Raw genomic sequence first — 17915 nt, forward strand, 5'->3', positions numbered from 1 at the left:
AGAATTCAACGCAACGCGAAGCTGCATTGTGACACCAAAACAATTTATTTGATGCTAGCATACAGCGTTTGGTGTTGAGTGAAGTTGTCCCAAAAATTACTGGGATTTTTGTGTTGTCAAGCAATTTGTTGCAGAATTGTTACAAATTCAGGATAGGAGACGGCTGCCGCACTGGCGTTGTGAATGTGGCTGGTTCCTGTGGCATTGAGGGCAGCGATCGCCAGACTCATGGCCATGCGATGATCGCCGTAGGTTTCCACATGGGTGCCTTGCAGGGGTACGCCCCCCTGAATATCGAGGCCATCACTGAGTTCAGTGACCTTAGCGCCCATTTTTTGCAATTCTGTGGCCACGGCCTTGAGGCGATCGCTCTCCTTCACCCGTAGTTCTGCTGCATCGCGAATTTCGGTGATCCCTTCAGCAAAGGCAGCAGCCACAGCCAAAATCGGAATCTCATCAATCAAGCGAGGAATCAATTCACCGCCAATACGGGTTCCCTGCAGCCTCGCCGATCGCACCCGCAGATCTGCCACTGGTTCGCCTGTGACGAGCCGCTCATTTTCAAGGGTAATCTCGGCCCCCATTGCCCAAAGCACATCGAGAATGCCGGTGCGGGTGGGGTTAACTCCCACATTGGTCAGCACTAATTCTGAATCAGGGGTAATGGAGGCTGCCACCAACCAAAAGGCGGCTGAACTGATGTCGCCGGGCACAATCACCTTCTGACCCTTTAAGACCGCAGGTCCTTCAAGACTCACCGTACAGGTGGCCTCATCCACGCTCAAACAGGCACCAAAGGCCTGAAGCATACGTTCACTGTGATCTCGTGAGCGGTGGGGTTCGCGAATAATGGTGGTGCCTTCGGTGTGGAGGGCGGCGAGCAATAGCGCTGATTTCACCTGAGCGGAGGCAATGGGACTGGAGTAGGTGATTGGCTCTAAGGGCTGCCCCAAAACGGCCAAGGGGGCACGGCTGTGGTGTTGACGCCCCCAAATCTGGGCACCCATCTGCATCAAGGGTGTGACGACCCGTGCCATGGGGCGCGATCGCAATGAGGCATCCCCAGTCATCGTAAAAAAGCGACCTGTTTGCGCTGCCAATACCCCCAACAACAACCGCATCGTTGTACCAGAATTGCCGGCATTCAGGACATCCACGGGTTCTTGGAGATGGCCAATTCCCAAGCCTTGAACCGTGACTGCTGTGGCATTGAGATCTGAAATCTCGGCACCAAGGGCACGAAAACAGGCGGCGGTACTACAGGTATCTTCACCCACGAGCAGGCCTTCAATATGGGTAGTGCCCTCTGCCATTGCCCCCAACATCAGGGCACGGTGGGAAATGGATTTATCTCCCGGTACCTGGAGGGTGCCCTGCAGGGGATGGCCATCGGCCTGAATTTGCCAAGTGTCGTCGGATGTAATCTGAATCACCGCCATGGGACATTTGGATAAAACCGCGTTCTCGATTGTCCCACGTCTGTTGCGCTATAGCTCCATTGAGCGCTTCAGTTCCTCAAGGGCAGTTTGCAGTTCCAAGCGGCGAAACTCAGCTTCAATTGGGTCATTCAGGTCACTGGTCATGCGTGGTGGCGGTGGGGGCGGTGGGGGCGGCGCACTGGCACTAGGCACACGGTTCATGATTTCTCGCCGGCGATCGCGAATCTTTTGCAGTAGCTGCTGTGTCACGGAAATTTGATTGAGGGCGTCGAGGCGTTGCGTCCACAATTGTTCCCCCCGTTGGCGCAATTCTGCCTCCCGTTGTCGGGCCAATTCCACAAGGTCGGGGCGTTGAGCTGTCATCGCCGTTTGGATGCGATCGCGCCAGCGGCGAATCTCGGAAACAAGGCCTAAAATTTGCTGTTCGCAGGTATTGACTTCCTGTTGCAACCGCAGTAATCGCTCTTGGGTTTCCCGTTCTTGATCCTCTAGCTCAAGGAGCAGTAGATTGAGTTCAAGCTGCGGATTGGCACGAATAAAGTCCTCGAGTTTTTGCTCTAGGAATGCATTCAAGTCGCGGAAAAAGCTCATGAGTGCCCCTTTTTTTAAAAACTTTGGCCAACGGTGAGGGAGCGCACTTCCCCTTGACGCCGTAGCACCGCCCGCTGATTTTGAATCTGTACCAGTTGCCAGCCGTCGTTGCCAATTGTATCGCCCACACTCAAGCGCAGTGTTTGGCCATTGCTTTGAAAAAGAGCCACTGAGCGATCGCCCAGTTCTAAGATGCCCACCAAGGTATGCTGCGGCGGTGCGGGTGCAGGGGATGGCGGGGTGGGTGTGGGGGCAGGGCTAGGGGCTGTGACTGTAGGTAAATTGGGCAGGGTCACCGTTGGCGCGCTGGGGGCTTGGTAGACGGGAACGTAAATGCGTTCAACCGTCGGGGTGGGGGTTGAGGGGGTGGGAACCGAATTGCTGGCGATCGCCGGCGGCGAAGGGGTTGGGGTGGCGGCCTGTTGACTGAGGAGTTGAAGGGAGGTTTGCAGATACTCAGCGAAGGCCATATCGGCAGGGCTGGTGGTTGTGGTCACCGCACCCTCAGGGGCAACTGCGACCGGTTGGCGATTCAGACTGATCCAAAGGCCAACTCCTAGGACAAAGGAGGCAATGCCAACCCCCATCAAAAAGCGATCGCCCCAAGAAAAGGCCTGCTGCGGTTGAGATCGGTGCAGCCAGCGAGAAGGTTCCGCCGGCGGTGGAGGGGGAGGAGGTGTCGTTGCTTCAAAAGGGACAAGGAGGGAAGGTTCCGGTTCTAAGACCGCTGCTAGGGATTCTGGCTCATTGAGGTCGGCCTCCACAGCGGCAAAGACTTCATCCAGCAAGCGATTGGCTTGGACATCTGTCAGACAGGTTTCCATGGTATAGGGGTCTGTCCTCTGCGGATCATCGCTCCGTGTCATCACCCATGCCTCACAATGATCACCAAAAACGCCCAACCTTGCCTATTTTGTTTACGATGGATGACTAAATTCTATGCAATCCCTATCCTATTGGCCACCACTGCCGCTGCACTCTGGCGTGATCCACACGGTCTTTACTGCCTATGTCCAACGCTGGGGGTGCCTCTACCCTTGGCAACCGCAAACCAGCCATGTTTTCCATGGGGCGGAGGGCGTGCCCCTGTACGGTGAGGGGTATCGGGTTGGCCAAGCACGCGGAACCATCATTGCCACCTACGGCATTACGGGTGATCTCAAGAATCAATGGTACTTGCATACCCTTGCCCATTGGGCGATCGCCCGCCGCTTTGATGTGGTGCTTTTCGACTGGCGTGCCCATGGCCGCAGTGCTGAACTTTCTCCGGCGTTGACCAGTGATGGGCTTTACGAAGGCCAAGACTTTGTGGCGATCGCCCAACAGTGTCAAGAACTGGGCTATACCCCTCCCTACTGGTTTGTTGGCTATTCCTTGGGGGGTCAGTTAGCCCTTTGGGGGGCGTGGTATGCCCAACAGCAATGGACAAAAGACATTGGGGGGGCGGCTGTGATTTGCCCCAACCTTGACTCCAACCGTTCCCTCGCCCACCTTGGCACAACCTTTTGGGGACGGCAATTTGAACGCGCCATCAGCCGTCAACTCCGACACTTGGCTTACTACCTCCATCGCCTTCATCCTCAGATGTTTGATCTCAACACCGTTGCCCAGATTGACACCATTGCCGGTTTTGATGCCGCCCTCGTCATTGACCGCCTTGGCTTTGGCAGTGTGGCCGAGTATTACGCTGCCAGTAGTCCCTTGCCACTGTTGCCGCAACTGACAATACCCGTATGGATTCTCTATGCCGCCGATGATCCCCTATTTGATCCCTGTCTGGTGCCAGAACTCCTAGCCATTGCCGAGGCGAACCCTGCCCTCACCCTGCTGATGACAGAGCAAGGGGGTCACGTGGGCTTTACCAGCGATCGCAAGTGTCAACGCCTCTGGGGCGATCCCGACTACTGCTGGGGGATTCATCGGCTCTTGGACTGGCTAGGGCAGCAACCTAGATAACCCACGAAAGTATAAAGGCGGCACCCGGATTCGAACCGGGGGATAAAGGTTTTGCAGACCTCTGCCTTACCACTTGGCTATGCCGCCCTATTTGGCGATTTCTCATTATAGCCGATAGCGCTCTTCCCATCCTTGATTGTTTTAGCTTACTGACCAGATTGCTCAAGGTAACGCTGAATCGCTTCCCGGGTCACTGCCGCCAGAGACATGCCCTTGGCTGCTGCTAATTCCTTGAGTTGCTGGTATTGATCAGCCCGCACATCCACACGATAGCGCTTCGTTGTGGCTGTGGGAACGTAATTCGCGGCAAATTCTCGCAAGGCCGCAAAACCAACCCGATGGCAAAAATCACCAAAGGATTCTCCCTGCTGTCGGCGATCGCGATAAAAAACTAGCAATGGCTCTAGGGCTGTTTCCAGTTCGGCAATCGGTAACCGCTCAATATAGACCTCCGCTAAGCGGGTTTGATCGGGACTCCCCCCCAACCAAGTCTGATAGGCGCCGGGGACAATGCCAACAAAGCCCAATTCCGCTAAGTAGGGGCGGGCACAGCCATTGGGGCACCCCGTCATCCGAATCACAAAGTGCTCCTCTTGGAGTCCCAGCCGATCCATGAGGCGACGAATCCGCTCCAGTACCCCCGGAATTGCCCGTTCCGATTCAGTAATGGCTAAGCCACAGGTAGGCAACGCCGGGCAGGCCATGCTATAGCGTTCGAGGGGATCAATGGCATTGACATCACGCACCCCGTGCTGCTCAAGGATGTGCTGAATTGCATCCTGTTGATCGGGAGAGACATCACACAGGAGCAGATTTTGGTGAGGCGTGACCCGCAGGGGGAGCTGAAAGTCCTTGACGATTTTCTTGAGGGCCGACTTGAGTTTGAAGTTCCCCTGATCAAGGATGCGGCCATTGGCAATGGAGAGGCCATAGAAGAATTTGCCATCTCCTTGGGGGTGCCAGCCCAAAAAGTCCTGATAGCGCCACGGCGGCAGCGGGCGAAAGGGTTCGAGGGGCTTGCCAAAGTATTCTTCCACCTTGGCCTTGAATTTTTCGACTCCCCAATCGTGGATCAGGTATTTCAAACGGGCGTGGCGCCGATTATAGCGATCGCCATAGTCCCGCTGGGTGGCCACGATCGCCTTCACCGCCTCATAGACATCTGCCGCGCGGACAAAGCCAATTTCATCAGCCATGCGGGCAAAGGTTTCTTCTTTGTTGTGGGTGCGCCCCAAACCACCACCAGCATAGATATTGAAGCCCTCAAGATGGCCTTGGGCATCTGTAATCACCACCAGTGTCAAATCTTGGGAGAAGAGATCTACGGAGTTATCCCCCGGCACCGTGACACAGCACTTAAATTTGCGGGGCATATAGTGATCGCCATAGATTGGCTCTTCGTTATTGGCGAAGATCGTGCCATTGCCATTGCGCTGCCGTGCCGCCTTTACATCGGGGTGCTCTTCGGCGGAGATCACCTTTTCACCATCGAGCCAAATCTCGTAGTAGGCACCGGTTTGTGGGGTCAGCAGATCGGCAATGCGGTGGGCATACTCATAGGCAAGGGCATATTCCAGGCGATCGCGAAAGGGGGCGGGTGGCGCCATGACATTGCGGTTCAAATCACCGCAGGCGCCCAATGTGGATCCCATGCTGCGGACAATGGCGGCGATCGCTGCTTTCAGATTCTTCTTGAGAATGCCGTGCAACTGGAATCCTTGCCGCGTTGTTGCCCGCAGGGTGTGGTTGCCATACTCATCCGCCAAGCGATCCAAGGTTAAATAGAGCTGCGGCGGAATATACCCTCCTGGACTGCGGGTGCGCAGCATGAACTGGTAGTCTTTTTCCTGCCCTTTGACGCGGTTATCGCGGTTGTCCTGCTGATAGGAGCCGTGGAACTTGAGGATCTGCACCCCCGCTTCGCTAAAATGATTGGTTGGTTCTAGCAGTTCTGTGGCTAGGGGTTCTCGCAGATGTTGGCTCCGTTCCTTGAGAGCCTCAATTTTTGAGCGTTTCAGGGCAGCATCAGCAGAGGGGGGCGAAGCAACCATAGTGTTCTTTTTTCCAGCAGGTGAAAGTAACTAAAATGACGACAGCCAAAAGTCCCTAATCTTGATCGGGAAAGTGAGCTATCTCATTTTAGCGAACCTGTGGAACGATTAACAGGAGGGTTCTTCCTTGGAGGCACAGTCCTTTTGCCAGCAGCGTTCGAGGTAAGCATCGTAATACTGCCGCCAGAACCGTTTGGGATTGAGGGTAAAGCCCGGACTAAATAGCCGTTGGTTCAAATACTGCCACAGGGGAAAGGCGAGGACACGACGCGTAGCCATAAGCACACCGTGAGCGTGAGCGATTCAAAAACTTCAACTTACCTTGATCATAGACGAGGGTTCTGGGGGGCAAGAGTCTCTGCCAAGTTTCTTAACGCGCGAGAAACCGTCCGAGGGGCGAAAAATGTTAAAATCTGTAAAGTTTTCTGGGATCACTGATGCGGGTTGTCATTGTTGGTGCAGGGTTAGCTGGCTTAGCCGCCGCAGTGGATTTGGTGGATGCCGGTCACAGTGTTGAAATCTATGAATCCCGTCCCTTTGTGGGGGGCAAAGTCAGCAGTTGGCAAGATGCCGATGGAAACCACATTGAGATGGGGCTGCATGTTTTCTTTTACAACTACGCCAATCTCTTTGAACTGATGACCAAGGTGGGGGCGATCGCCAACCTACTGCCCAAGGAACATACCCACACCTTTATTAATCGCGGTGGTCAGGTGGGAGAACTGGATTTTCGCTTTCCCTTGGGTGCCCCCTTCAACGGTCTCAAGGCCTTCTTCACCACCAGTCAACTCTCTGCTGCCGATAAATTCTTTAATGCCATTGCCCTTGGCACGAGTCCTGTGGTGCGGGGTCTGGTGGACTACGAGGGGGCAATGCGCCAAATCCGCGCCTTAGATCAGGTCAGTTTTGCGGAGTGGTTTCGGCGGCATGGCGGTTCAGAAAATAGCCTCAAGCGCCTTTGGAATCCCATTTCCTACGCCTTGGGCTTTATTGATACCGAGCACATGTCCGCTCGCTGTATGCTGACGATCTTTATGATGTTTGCCGCCAAAACAACTGCCTCACGGCTCAATATGCTCAAGGGATCACCGGCAGAATACCTGCTCAAACCCTTGGTGAACTACATTGAAGCACGGGGGGCTAAGATTCATCTACGGCGACGGGTGAAGGAAATTCTCTTTCGCGGCGAGGATCCTAGCACTTGGCAGGTGGAAGGGTTGGTGATTCCCCTAGGCGAAGAACTAGAAACAGTTACAGCGGATGCCTATCTATGTGCCTGTGATGTGCCGGGGATTCAACGCCTGATTCCAGAAGCATGGCGATCGCACCCGACCTTTGACAACATCTTTAAGCTCGAGGCCGTGCCTGTGGCCACGGTACAACTGCGATTTGATGGCTGGGTTACGGAACTGCAAGACCCCAGTAAGCAAAAACAGGTGGCGGCAACGGGTATTGATAACCTGCTCTACACTGCCGATGCTGACTTTTCCTGCTTTGCGGATCTGGCCCTCACTAGTCCAGCGGACTACTATCGCGAAGGTCAAGGCTCCTTACTGCAAGTGGTGCTTACTCCCGGTGATCCCTTCATCAAAGCCAGCAATGAAGAAATTGCCCAACATGTGCTGCGCCAAGTCCATGAACTTTTCCCCTCGTCGCGCCATCTGAACATGACATGGTACAGTGTCGTCAAATTAGCGCAGTCCCTCTATCGCGAAGCCCCCGGCATGGATCCCTATCGTCCGCCCCAAAAAACACCCGTTCCTAACTTTTACTTGGCGGGCAGCTATACGCAGCAGGACTACATTGACAGTATGGAGGGCGCGACAATGTCCGGACGACAAGCCGCCCAAGCGATTTTGGCAGGAGGTCATGGATGAGTTGGTTAGAGCATACGGTTCAGATTGAAGTGGCAGCCGATGTCGATCGCGTCTGGGCACTGTGGTCGGATCTGGAGAAAATGCCCCTGTGGATGAAGTGGATTGAATCTGTGGTCATCACTGAAGAAGACCCTACCCTATCGCGCTGGACATTGGCTACGGGCAACTGGCACTTTAGCTGGCGATCGCGCATTTGCCGCCAAGTGAAGCACCAAATGATTCAGTGGGAGTCCGTGGATGGGCTGCCTAATCGGGGTGCAATTCGCTTTTACGATCGCCAAGACAGCACCATTGTCAAGCTGTCGGTCTCCTATGCCATTCCGGGAATTTTGGGACAAATGATGGATCGCCTTTTCCTTGGCCGCGTAGTTGAAAGTACATTGCAAGCAGATCTCGAACGCTTTCGTGAATATGCCCAACAGATGCAGCCCACACAGGTTTCCTGAGGTTGACTCAAAGTTGGGATAGACCAAAAGAGATCGCGATCGCCAGCAGGGCTGCACCGGGAAACGTGAGTACCCATGCCATGAAAATTTGCGCCCACACTTGCCAGTTCACTTCCCCTTGATGGCGATAGCCAGCACCCGTAATCGCACCCACCACGACTTGTGTCGTACTGACGGGAAAGCCCACCAGACTTGCGGCTCCCACGGTCAAGGCGGCACTGAGATTCGCTAAGCAGCCACTCACAGGGTCAAGGGGTGTAATTTTCTCCCCCGTGGTGCGGATAATGCGTTCGCCGCCGCCATAGGTACCGATCGCGATCGCCAAGGCACAGGCAGCCATCACCCAGAAGGGCACACCCGCATCCGGTGACAGTTGTCCCCAACTCACAAGGGCAAGGGTGATCACCCCCATGGTTTTCTGGGCATCGTTGGCACCGTGGGCAACGGCCATCAATGTTCCGGAGAGAATCTGCAACCGTTGCCAGTGCTCTGGGGGAATGTCTTGGGATTGCCGCCATTTCTCGACAAGCGTCATGAAACTCAGGCCAATGGCGATCGCCACCAAGGGGGACACGACCATGGGAATCACCACCGCCTCAACAATCCCCTGCCAATAGATGATTTGTGGTGACACTTGAAAGAGGGCTGCCCCCACCAAGCCACCAATGAGGGCATGGGAAGAACTACTGGGTAAACCCCAATACCAAGTGAGCAAATTCCAGCCCATCGCGCCGAGGAGTGCGGCACTAATGACGCCAAACCAATGGGCACCCAAGGCACTGCTGTTGAGAATGCCGGCTTCAATTGTTAGCGCCACCCGCGTACTCAAGAAGGCACCACCAAAATTAGCGACAGCAGCAAAGATGAGCGCCGATCGCAGGGAAAGGGCACGGGTGGCCACCACCGTTGCAATGGCATTGGCGGCATCATGGAAGCCATTGGTGACATCAAAAAGGAGGGCGATCGCAATCAACCCCCCCTTGAAATCAATGGCCATGCCCTAGGCAGAGGCACTCACTTGATCTTTGTCCTTGGCGAGGAATTTCTCCAGTTCAGCAAGGGCGTCGGCATCGACCTTCGTTTGCATGGGGCAGAACTTCGGCCCGCACATGGAGCAAAACTCAGCCGTTTTATAGATATCTGCCGGTAGGGTTTCGTCGTGGTATTCCCGTGCCCGATCCGGATCGAGAGCCAGTTCAAATTGGCGGTTCCAGTCAAAGTTATACCGTGCCCGCGACAGTTCATCATCGCGATCGCGCGCCCCCGGACGATGACGGGCAATATCCGCTGCGTGAGCCGCAATTTTGTAGGCAATCAAGCCATTGCGCACATCTTCAGCATTGGGTAAGCCAAGGTGCTCTTTGGGGGTCACATAGCAAAGCATGGCCGTGCCATACCAACCCGCCATCGCCGCGCCAATGGCACTGGTAATGTGGTCATAGCCGGGGGCAATATCCGTGACCAAGGGCCCAAGGACATAGAAAGGAGCTTCAGAGCATTCTTCCATCTGCTTGCGCACATTGAATTCAATTTGATCCATGGGCACGTGGCCGGGGCCTTCCACCATCACTTGGACATCGTGTTCCCAAGCCTTGCGGGTGAGTTGACCGAGGGTTTTCAATTCCGCCAATTGAGCTTCATCAGAGGCATCATGGAGACACCCCGGCCGCAACGAGTCCCCTAAGGAGAAGGAAACATCGTATTTTTTGAAGATCTCAATAATGTCGCGGAAGTGGGTGTAGAGGGGATTTTGCTTGTGGTGATACAGCATCCACTTGGCGAGAATGCCGCCGCCGCGCGACACAATTCCCGTGATGCGGTTTTTCACCAAGGGCAGATATTCAATGAGAATCCCCGCATGGATCGTCATGTAGTCCACCCCCTGCTGGGCGTGCTTTTCAATGACATGGAGAAAGTCATCGGGGGTAAGCCGCTCAACGCTACCGTGGACGCTTTCAAGGGCTTGATAGACGGGCACCGTTCCAATGGGCACGGGTGAGGCATTAATAATGGCGGTGCGAATGGCATCAAGGTCACCCCCCCCGGTGGAGAGATCCATCACCGTATCGGCACCATACTTCACTGCGAGACGCAGTTTGGCCAATTCTTCCTCGAGGTTTGAGGAGTTAGGAGAGGCACCAATGTTGGCATTGACTTTGCACTTGGCAGCAATCCCGATCGCCATCGGCTCGAGGTTGGGGTGATTGATATTGGCGGGAATAATCATCCGCCCACGGGCGACCTCATCGCGAATCAATTCCGCAGGTAGGTTTTCCCGCCGTGCCACATAGTGCATTTCTTCGGTGATAATCCCTTGGCGGGCATAATGCATTTGGGTGACATTGTCGTGCCCCTTACGGGCAGCAATCCATTCGCTACGCACCATTGATAGAATCCTCTCTAGACAGCTTCCCTGCGCCAGCATGATCTGGTTCAGGTTCTAAGGGTTTGCTCTCAGCCTGCTCTGACCGCAGACACCCCTAGCATGTCGTTCATTCTACCACTTTGCCCTTGGGGGGGTGGGGATCAGTCTAAAACGTCAATGCGTACAGGCCCGACACCGGCACCAATGAGGCCAATGGCAGCCGCAGCGCCCCGCGAGAGGTCAATTTCCCGTCCCCCCGTAAAAGGCCCGCGATCGTTAATGCGCACCACTACTGAGCGGCCATTCTGGAGATTGGTCACCCGTACCCGTGTCCCAAAGGGCAGTGTGCGATGAGCCGCCGTCAGGGCATCCTGATCAAATCGCTCGCCATTGGCAGTGCGGGCACCATGGAAGCCGGGGCCATACCACGAGGCAATACCCGTCAACTGCATCCGAATTGGTCCCATGGCCACAACGGTATTTGGGCTACCCTCTACGCTGGTTAGGGCAGGGGCATTCCCCAGTTGGCGGCGGATCAGGTTAGTAATGCGCAGGGCGTTTTCATCATTGCGTTGTGAACTATTGGGAAGCGTGACTTGATGGTTCAGAGTCAGGAGAGGTTCTTTGTCAGCGTAGATGCGATAGTTCTGTTGTTGGGCATCCCAACCCACGCGCACAAGGTTGGCATCAAAGCCCTGTTCGTGGAGCTGATTGAGGCGAGCGGTGAGAAGGGTTGCCTGTTGGGCTGCTTCTGAGAGGGTGGTTTGCTCTGGCATTGCGGCGCCGTTGGCGGCAGCGACTTTGACGCCCTCTGTGGCTGCTACCCGTTGACCCAAGAAGGTGAGTACGGGAATCCCCCGCAAATAGACGGTTACGGCTTCGCGGCCTTGCTGTTGGTGACGATGGAGACTGGCGATCGCCCGTGTGGTGGTGGGGGCGGTGGATTGGCGTTCCCCGACTTTTGTGGCAACGACGGGGGAAGAGGGGGCTGAACCTGACTCTATGGCTGGTGTGGTTGTGGTTGCACGGCTACTGGAAAGGATTCCCAACACAGCCAAGGTGGTTGTTGTCAGACCCACATAAAGCGTTTTTTTCATAGGCGTCCGTTAAAAAGGGCATCCATACGGCTGGACAGTAGGGCACCAACATCACACAGGGGTTACCCCTACTGGTGCCGCGTTCGCTCTCATCGCGGAACTGTTTCAACCTACCACGAAGGCCTAGAATCAAGCATCAGGAGCATTTTGTTCATTACAAACATTTTGAAAAAGAATAAAAAAGCGCTGAAGGCGGTGAAACCTACGCAGACTGGCATATTAACGGAATTTACGGTTGGCGAAAGAAAATAAGAAAATTTTATAAACTTTTAACAAATCGTTTTTAATTTCTGAAGATTTCTGTGACTCAGATCACCGAAAATAAAAATTTATCTAAAAGAGAAAATTTGCTTTTTGTGACCTTTTCTGTGTGCCATAGGACGATTTCTCACCCAATTTTGTTTCCCGTTTTACCCCTGTTGGGATGCGCCTCTAGCCACTTCATAAAGTGCATTGCCCAAGGAATGGCTCTCTCCTCTAGCGCATAAAACGGGGATATAGTCCGTAGGGAGCCGAACCATGGAAGATAGGGATGACTTGCGGCGTCGTCTTGAAAACTTAGAAGCCGCTGTGGCTGCCCTGCAGCGATCGCTCGAGATTCTGCAAAGAGCCATTCTCCGTGAAGACCTCTCCTCTTCTGGAGTCCCAGAACCTGCAACACCATCAACGCCACCTGAGGAACCGACGGCGATCGCTCCTGCCCCTGCTGCTGAACCGCAACCCCCAGCGCCTGAATCTCCAGCGGTGCCACCGTTACGCCCAGTGAGGCCTTCCCAAGCTGACTGGCTACAAAATTGGGAACTGTGGCTCAACCGTCTCGGCATCGGCCTGCTGCTGTTGGGGATTGGCTTCCTCTTTCGGTACGCCGTTGAATTGGGCTGGATTACCGATGCGGTTCTTGTGGCCATGGGCTTTGTCATTGGTACGGTGCTGATGGGGTTGGGCTGGCGGTTGCAGCGGCGAGCCATCTTTAGCCAGTTTTTGCAGGGGGGCGGCCTTGCGACCTATTACCTGACGATCTTTGCGGCCTATCAGTTTTTGTCCGTCATGCCTTGGGGTGTGGCCTTCCCGGTGATGGTGTTAGTGACCCTAGGGGCATTTTTCATCTCGTTGCGCCAAAATCGAGCCATTTTTGCAGTGATTGGCGTGGTTGGCGGCTTAGCAACCCCTTTGCTGCTCTACAACACAGAGATGAGTCGTCCTTTGGCCTTGGCCAGTTATACCTTTTTAATTCTCTTGGGCAGTTGGGCAATTTACGCAGTGAAGGGCTGGCGATCGCTGCTGCTGTCAGCTTTTTGGTTGGGATGGCTGATGTTAACGGTGTCTATTACTGCTCAACGGCTTGATCGGGTCGTGGCATTACAGACCATTCTGGCGTTGACTTGGCTGGGCTTTACGGTATTACCCCCTTGGTATCAGGGGCGCAATCACGACAGGGCAGGGGAGCTGTATCGCCCTCAGGAGACTTCCCCACCGTCCTATGGTCAGACGATCGCCCTCTTTAATCCGCTGATTGCTTTGGGCTTAAGTGCCTTCCTCTGGGATTGGTCGGCAACGCTAACGGGTCGGGTCTTGATCCTATTTGGCGGCCTTTACCTAGTGACTAGTGTACTGTGGCGACGCATTCCCCAGCCTTGGCGTTGGGTCTATAGCTTGACGGGGTTGGTGCTAATTGCCTTTGGAATCGTTGTGCGTTACAACAGCAATCGCTTTATCCTCGCACCGCTGGCGATCGAGGGGTTGATTTTGCATTATCTGAGCCAACACTATGCCTCGCGTACCCTGCGGGTTATTGCCCATCTTTGGTGGGGACTACTCGGCCTTGGTTTTGTTGGGCAACTGCTCTTTACCGCTGCCGATCGCCCCCCGCTGTTGAATCTGGCTTTTTTCAACCATTTGGTGGTGCTTGCAGCCGCAGCCGTCAGTATCCGTTTTTTGCCCCCACCCACCCGCCCCCTCTACTGGATATTGGGCTATGGGGTGACGATGATCTGGATGCAGCACGAACTGGCGCCCTTTGGCACCGGGGCAGCCACCCTTGTCTGGGGACTCTTTGGCGTTGGACTGCTGATCTATGGGTTGCGACGGGACACCTCAGCGGTGCGCACGGTGGCTTTAATCACGTTGATCATTACTTTGGTGCGGCTTTTCTTCGTTGATCTCATCCATCTTGCGTCGGTGTGGCGAGTGCTCCTATTTATGGGGTTTGGTTTGATTTTTTTGCTGCTGAGCTATTTTTTCCGCGCCCTGTGGCGGCGATCGCCCGTGGAATCCTCTAGGATCAGTGAAGAAACCCCAAGCAACGAGTCCGAAGAAACCCCATGACCCGCATTGCTGATCTGCGCCGTGATTACCGTCGTCAACGTCTCCTCGAAAGTGAGGCGGCTGAGGATGCGATCGAACAGTTTCGCCTCTGGTTTACGGATGCGGTCAACGCTGAATTACCGGAACCCAATGCGATGACACTGGCCACCATTGGCTTAGATGGGATGCCCGCTGCGCGAGTGGTGTTGCTCAAAGATGTGGACGATCGCGGGTTTGTCTTTTTCACGAACTATCGCAGTCGCAAAGGTCTAGAATTAGCCGCCCATCCCAAGGCCGCCCTTGTCTTTTGGTGGGCAGAGCTAGAACGGCAGGTGCGCATTGAAGGCACTGTTGAGCAAATTAGTGCAGCGGAGTCCGATGCCTACTTCCAGAGTCGTCCTTTGGGTAGCCGTTGGGGGGCATGGGCATCCCAGCAGAGTGAGGTTTTAGAATCCTACGCCGATTTGGAAGCCCGCCTTGCCGAAGTGGAAGCCCGCTACGGTGAAAATGTTCCCCGGCCAGAGCATTGGGGGGGCTATCGTGTCCTGCCGACGCTGATTGAATTTTGGCAAGGGCGACCCAATCGCCTCCACGATCGCCTGTGCTATCGGCGCCAAGGAGACCACTGGCAGCGGGTGCGCCTCTACCCCTAGGATTAGGGATACCTTTAGAGATTGGCTGAGATGCCCATGATTCCCGGTGAACTTATCCCCGCAGAGGGAACCATTGAACTCAATGCTGGCCGGCCAACGGTGACGTTAACGGTGGCCAATACGGGCGATCGCCCAATTCAGGTGGGATCTCACTACCACTTTTACGAAGTCAATCCAGCCCTCCAATTTGATCATGAACAGGCACGAGGAATGCGCTTAGATATTCCCGCTGGCACCGCCATTCGTTTTGAGCCGGGGGATGAGCGGGTGGTGCAACTGGTGGCCTTTGGTGGCAGTCGCCAAATCTATGGCTTTCGCGGCGAAGTCAACGGTGCGCTCTAGTCGGGATTCCAAGCATCCTGTAGATTAAACAGTATGGATGACAATGATTTCCCCCTTCTCGACACTTCAGAAGATGCACTAGCGGCGCTGCCGAGTGAGGAGAGCGATCGCCCCGATCCCGAAGCCATGTTGCCCCTGCTGACCTCCGCCGATGTGACGGAGCGGATGTTGGCGGCTCGCGCCTTTTGCGAATTGCAGGATGAACGCGCCACACCCTATCTCATCAATCTCCTGCAAGAACCCTGTCCCCTTGTCCGTGTCAGTGCCGCCTATGCCCTTGGCCGTAACCCCAGTTTGGCAGCGGTGGATGCCCTCATTCAGCAATTGGAGCAGGACTGGAATGGCTATGTCCGCAAAGGCATTGTTTGGGCCTTGGGTAACTGTGGCGTCCGCTTTCCCTTGCCAGAAATTTATCGGCGCACCCTTGATCCCTTGATTCGTGCCCTGCAAACGGATATTTCTGCCGTGCGTCTGTGGGCAGCGAGTTCCTTGGGTCAGGTGGCAGAAGCTAGTGAAGAGGCGGCGACGGTTGCCATTCCTGCCCTTGCCCTTGCCTTGGCTCAGGACGCGATCGCCGCTGTGCGTAGTAACTGTGCTTGGGCCTTAGGTCATGCCTGTCGCAAAATTCCCCTTGGGCCTCTTTACACCCAAGCCATTGATCAACTCATTGCTGCCCTGCGGGACAGTGATATGGGTGTCCAAGAAGATGCCAAAGCAGCGCTGTTCAAGCTGGGGGATGCACGGGGACTGCAAGCGATCGAAGACCTGCAACTAGAAGCCTTTGGCTAGGGGATGCCTCAGATGGCCAAACCACTGGTAGAGCTGCGCGGTGTCTGCAAATCCTTTGGCAATAAGCATGTCCTCAATGATGTGGATTTAGTCATCTATCCCCAAGATGCCCTTGTGATTCTCGGCCCCTCTGGCACGGGCAAGTCAACAATTCTGCGCATTATTGCTGGGTTACTCGCTCCCGATAAAGGCGAAGTTTATGTGGCCGGTGAACGGCGTCAAGGGTTGCGCCAAGATGGCCTGTGCCGGTTGCGGATGAGCATGGTCTTTCAGCAATCTGCCCTCTTTGACTCCCTCACGGTTGCTGAGAATGTCGGCTTTTATTTATACCAGCACACCCGTTTGCCCGAAGCCCGCATTCGCGAAATTGTCAGTGAAAAACTGGCGATGGTCGGCCTCTCTGGCATGGAAGACCTCTACCCAGCCCAGTTGTCTGGGGGGATGCGCAAGCGAGTCAGCTTTGCCCGCGCCATTGTGGATAATCCCGAAGACCCCGATGATGATCCCTATCTCCTGCTTTACGATGAGCCAACGGCAGGGCTAGATCCCATTGCCTCAACAGTGATTGAGGATTTGATTCGCGAATTACGGGAAAAGACGGGTCATGCTTACGTTGTTGTGACTCATCAAAACAGCACAATTGAGCGCACGGGCGATCGCCTGATTCTCCTCTACCAAGGCCGCATTTGTTGGCAGGGCACCCATGCCGAAGCCCGCACGACCGATAATCCCTACCTGCGGCAGTTTCTCAGCGGTGATGTCAACGGTCCGATTCGGATCATTGATCAAGTGGGTACCGCTGCTCTATAAATAACGTAATAAATAAGGAATCAATAATCGTGGCTTTACACATCGCATGGCTTGGCAAAAAATCTCCCCCCTGCGGCAATGTCACCTATAGTCGTGAAATTACCAATGGGCTATTGGATCGCGGGTACCAAGTGAGCTTTCTGCATTTTGCCCAAGAGGATGAACAGGACGCTGAGAACGAAGGGGAGATGCCAGATGTGACGCTCCCTTGCCTCTATAAATCGCAAGTCTATACCCTGCCCTCCCTGCGAGCCAACAAAGTTCTGGTTGAATCCCTCAAGAAGCTCAAACCCGATATTGTCCACGCCTCATTGACTCTGTCTCCCCTCGATTTCTTTCTGCCGGACATCTGCGAAGAGTTAAACATCCCCCTAGTCGCCACATTTCATCCTGCCTACAGCGAAAAGTATCGTACCCTAACGACGGGCACCGCCTTGATGACTTACCAACTGTATGCCCCCTTTTTGGCTCGCTATGACCGCGTGATTGTCTTTTCCCAATCGCAAAAGGAACTACTAATTCGTCTTGGGGTCGGTGCTGAGACGCTGCGAGTGATTCCCAATGGCGTCGATACGCGCAAATATACACCGGGACCTTCTACGGCCAAAGAGGACTTTAAGGCACGCTACCTCTATATCTATCAAGGCCGGATGGCTATTGAAAAAAATGTTGAAGCGCTGCTGCGCTCTTGGTGTGCAGCGGAAATGCCGCCTGATTGTAAGTTGCTAATGGTGGGTGGCGGTGCCCTGATGCCCTCCTTGATGGCCAATTATGGTCCGGATCAAAATATTCTCTGGCTGGGCTCAATCGTTAATGATCAAGAGCGGCTGCAAATTTTACGGGGCTGTGATGTGTTCATTTTGCCCTCGCAAATTGAGGGGTTATCCCTGTCGCTCCTAGAGGCAATGGCCTGTGGCTTGGCCTGCTTGGCCACCGATGTCGGTGCTGATGGTGAAGTGCTCACTGGAGCAGGGATTGTCTTGAATCCCCAGTATGTGAAAACCCAGTTGCAAACGCTCTTGCCTATTTTTTATCAGCATCCGGAAATGATTCGCCTGCTGGGGGACAAAGCCCGCAAACGGGTGCTTGAGCACTATAGCCTCAGTCACAACTTGGATCGCCTCGAAGCCTGCTACCAAGAACTAATGGCTTCGTATTCTTTGGCGCGCCCGGCGGCTAAGGTGAAAAGCTAGCT

At 54.6% G+C, this 17915-nt stretch carries 17 protein-coding genes, 1 tRNA gene and 1 riboswitch; of the genes, 9 read left to right on the forward strand and 9 right to left on the reverse strand.

Features of this window, described 5'->3' with window-relative positions; translation table 11 throughout:
• Positions 1–116 precede the first annotated feature (116 nt).
• The 3 genes from aroA to RHP47_RS00365 are packed head-to-tail and all read right to left on the reverse strand — an operon-like array spanning position 117 to position 2896.
• Entirely contained in the window at positions 117–1439 is a 1323-nt protein-coding gene (aroA, locus tag RHP47_RS00355) for a 3-phosphoshikimate 1-carboxyvinyltransferase (RefSeq protein WP_149817115.1), read from the reverse strand.
• Between the two features lie 48 nt (positions 1440–1487).
• A complete protein-coding gene (locus RHP47_RS00360) occupies positions 1488–2030 on the reverse strand; it encodes a hypothetical protein (protein WP_310840751.1) in 543 nt (180 codons plus the stop codon).
• Positions 2031–2044: 14 nt separating this feature from the next.
• Positions 2045–2896 (reverse strand): hypothetical protein, encoded by an 852-nt coding sequence (locus RHP47_RS00365; RefSeq protein ID WP_149817119.1) that lies wholly within the window; start codon positions 2894–2896, stop codon positions 2045–2047.
• 73 nt (positions 2897–2969) lie between these two features.
• Here RHP47_RS00365 and RHP47_RS00370 point away from each other — a divergent pair, with 73 nt between their 5' ends.
• Positions 2970–3986: an alpha/beta fold hydrolase gene (locus RHP47_RS00370; protein WP_310840752.1), complete on the forward strand. Its 1017-nt coding sequence runs from the start codon at positions 2970–2972 to the stop codon at positions 3984–3986.
• A 15-nt stretch (positions 3987–4001) separates the two neighbouring features.
• Here the strand turns inward: RHP47_RS00370 and RHP47_RS00375 are convergent.
• From RHP47_RS00375 to RHP47_RS00385, 3 genes are all read right to left on the reverse strand, one after another.
• Positions 4002–4073: transfer RNA gene (locus tag RHP47_RS00375), tRNA-Cys, on the reverse strand.
• 59 nt (positions 4074–4132) lie between these two features.
• A complete protein-coding gene (gene sir / locus RHP47_RS00380) occupies positions 4133–6037 on the reverse strand; it encodes a sulfite reductase, ferredoxin dependent (protein WP_310840753.1) in 1905 nt (634 codons plus the stop codon).
• A gap of 108 nt (positions 6038–6145) precedes the next feature.
• Complete coding sequence (locus RHP47_RS00385; RefSeq protein WP_190278128.1) at positions 6146–6316, reverse strand: hypothetical protein; 171 nt, start codon at positions 6314–6316, stop codon at positions 6146–6148.
• Positions 6317–6474: 158 nt separating this feature from the next.
• Here RHP47_RS00385 and zds point away from each other — a divergent pair, with 158 nt between their 5' ends.
• Together zds and RHP47_RS00395 are read left to right on the forward strand one after the other, a co-directional pair.
• Positions 6475–7914 carry a 9,9'-di-cis-zeta-carotene desaturase gene (gene zds, locus RHP47_RS00390; protein ID WP_310840754.1) on the forward strand — a complete coding sequence of 480 codons (1440 nt, stop codon included), beginning with the start codon at positions 6475–6477 and terminating at the stop codon, positions 7912–7914.
• Entirely contained in the window at positions 7911–8360 is a 450-nt protein-coding gene (locus RHP47_RS00395) for an SRPBCC family protein (RefSeq protein WP_149817129.1), read from the forward strand. Before zds ends, RHP47_RS00395 begins: the two co-directional genes overlap by 4 nt.
• Before the next feature lie 7 nt (positions 8361–8367).
• Here RHP47_RS00395 and RHP47_RS00400 read toward each other — a convergent pair whose 3' ends face one another.
• The 3 genes from RHP47_RS00400 to RHP47_RS00410 all read right to left on the reverse strand — a co-directional run bounded on the left by RHP47_RS00400 (position 8368) and on the right by RHP47_RS00410 (position 11822).
• Positions 8368–9357, reverse strand: a complete 990-nt coding sequence (locus tag RHP47_RS00400) for an inorganic phosphate transporter (RefSeq protein ID WP_149817131.1) — start codon at positions 9355–9357, stop codon at positions 8368–8370.
• Positions 9358–9360: 3 nt separating this feature from the next.
• On the reverse strand, positions 9361–10743 hold the full coding sequence (thiC, locus tag RHP47_RS00405; protein ID WP_190278284.1) for a phosphomethylpyrimidine synthase: 1383 nt from the start codon (positions 10741–10743) through the stop codon (positions 9361–9363).
• A 10-nt stretch (positions 10744–10753) separates the two neighbouring features.
• A riboswitch (TPP riboswitch) is annotated at positions 10754–10852 on the reverse strand.
• Between the two features lie 34 nt (positions 10853–10886).
• Positions 10887–11822: a septal ring lytic transglycosylase RlpA family protein gene (locus RHP47_RS00410; RefSeq protein ID WP_310840755.1), complete on the reverse strand. Its 936-nt coding sequence runs from the start codon at positions 11820–11822 to the stop codon at positions 10887–10889.
• Between the two features lie 519 nt (positions 11823–12341).
• Between RHP47_RS00410 and RHP47_RS00415 the strand changes: the two genes are divergently transcribed.
• Genes RHP47_RS00415 through RHP47_RS00440 form a run of 6 tightly spaced genes read left to right on the forward strand, consistent with a single transcriptional unit; the run spans position 12342 to position 17913 of the window.
• Entirely contained in the window at positions 12342–14147 is a 1806-nt protein-coding gene (locus tag RHP47_RS00415) for a DUF2339 domain-containing protein (RefSeq protein WP_310840756.1), read from the forward strand.
• The gene (gene pdxH, locus RHP47_RS00420) at positions 14144–14779 is read left to right on the forward strand and encodes a pyridoxamine 5'-phosphate oxidase (protein ID WP_149817140.1); all 636 of its coding nucleotides are present in this window, start codon (positions 14144–14146) and stop codon (positions 14777–14779) included. Before RHP47_RS00415 ends, pdxH begins: the two co-directional genes overlap by 4 nt.
• 36 nt (positions 14780–14815) lie before the next feature.
• Positions 14816–15121, forward strand: a complete 306-nt coding sequence (locus RHP47_RS00425) for an urease subunit beta (protein ID WP_302680048.1) — start codon at positions 14816–14818, stop codon at positions 15119–15121.
• A gap of 33 nt (positions 15122–15154) precedes the next feature.
• The gene (locus RHP47_RS00430; RefSeq protein ID WP_149817142.1) at positions 15155–15910 is read left to right on the forward strand and encodes a HEAT repeat domain-containing protein; all 756 of its coding nucleotides are present in this window, start codon (positions 15155–15157) and stop codon (positions 15908–15910) included.
• Between the two features lie 12 nt (positions 15911–15922).
• Complete coding sequence (locus RHP47_RS00435) at positions 15923–16720, forward strand: ABC transporter ATP-binding protein (RefSeq protein ID WP_190278129.1); 798 nt, start codon at positions 15923–15925, stop codon at positions 16718–16720.
• A 29-nt stretch (positions 16721–16749) separates the two neighbouring features.
• The gene (locus RHP47_RS00440; RefSeq protein ID WP_149817146.1) at positions 16750–17913 is read left to right on the forward strand and encodes a glycosyltransferase family 4 protein; all 1164 of its coding nucleotides are present in this window, start codon (positions 16750–16752) and stop codon (positions 17911–17913) included.
• Positions 17914–17915 lie beyond the last annotated feature (2 nt).

The sequence above is a fragment of the Thermosynechococcus sp. QKsg1 genome (assembly GCF_031586415.1).
Classification (GTDB): domain Bacteria; phylum Cyanobacteriota; class Cyanobacteriia; order Thermosynechococcales; family Thermosynechococcaceae; genus Thermosynechococcus.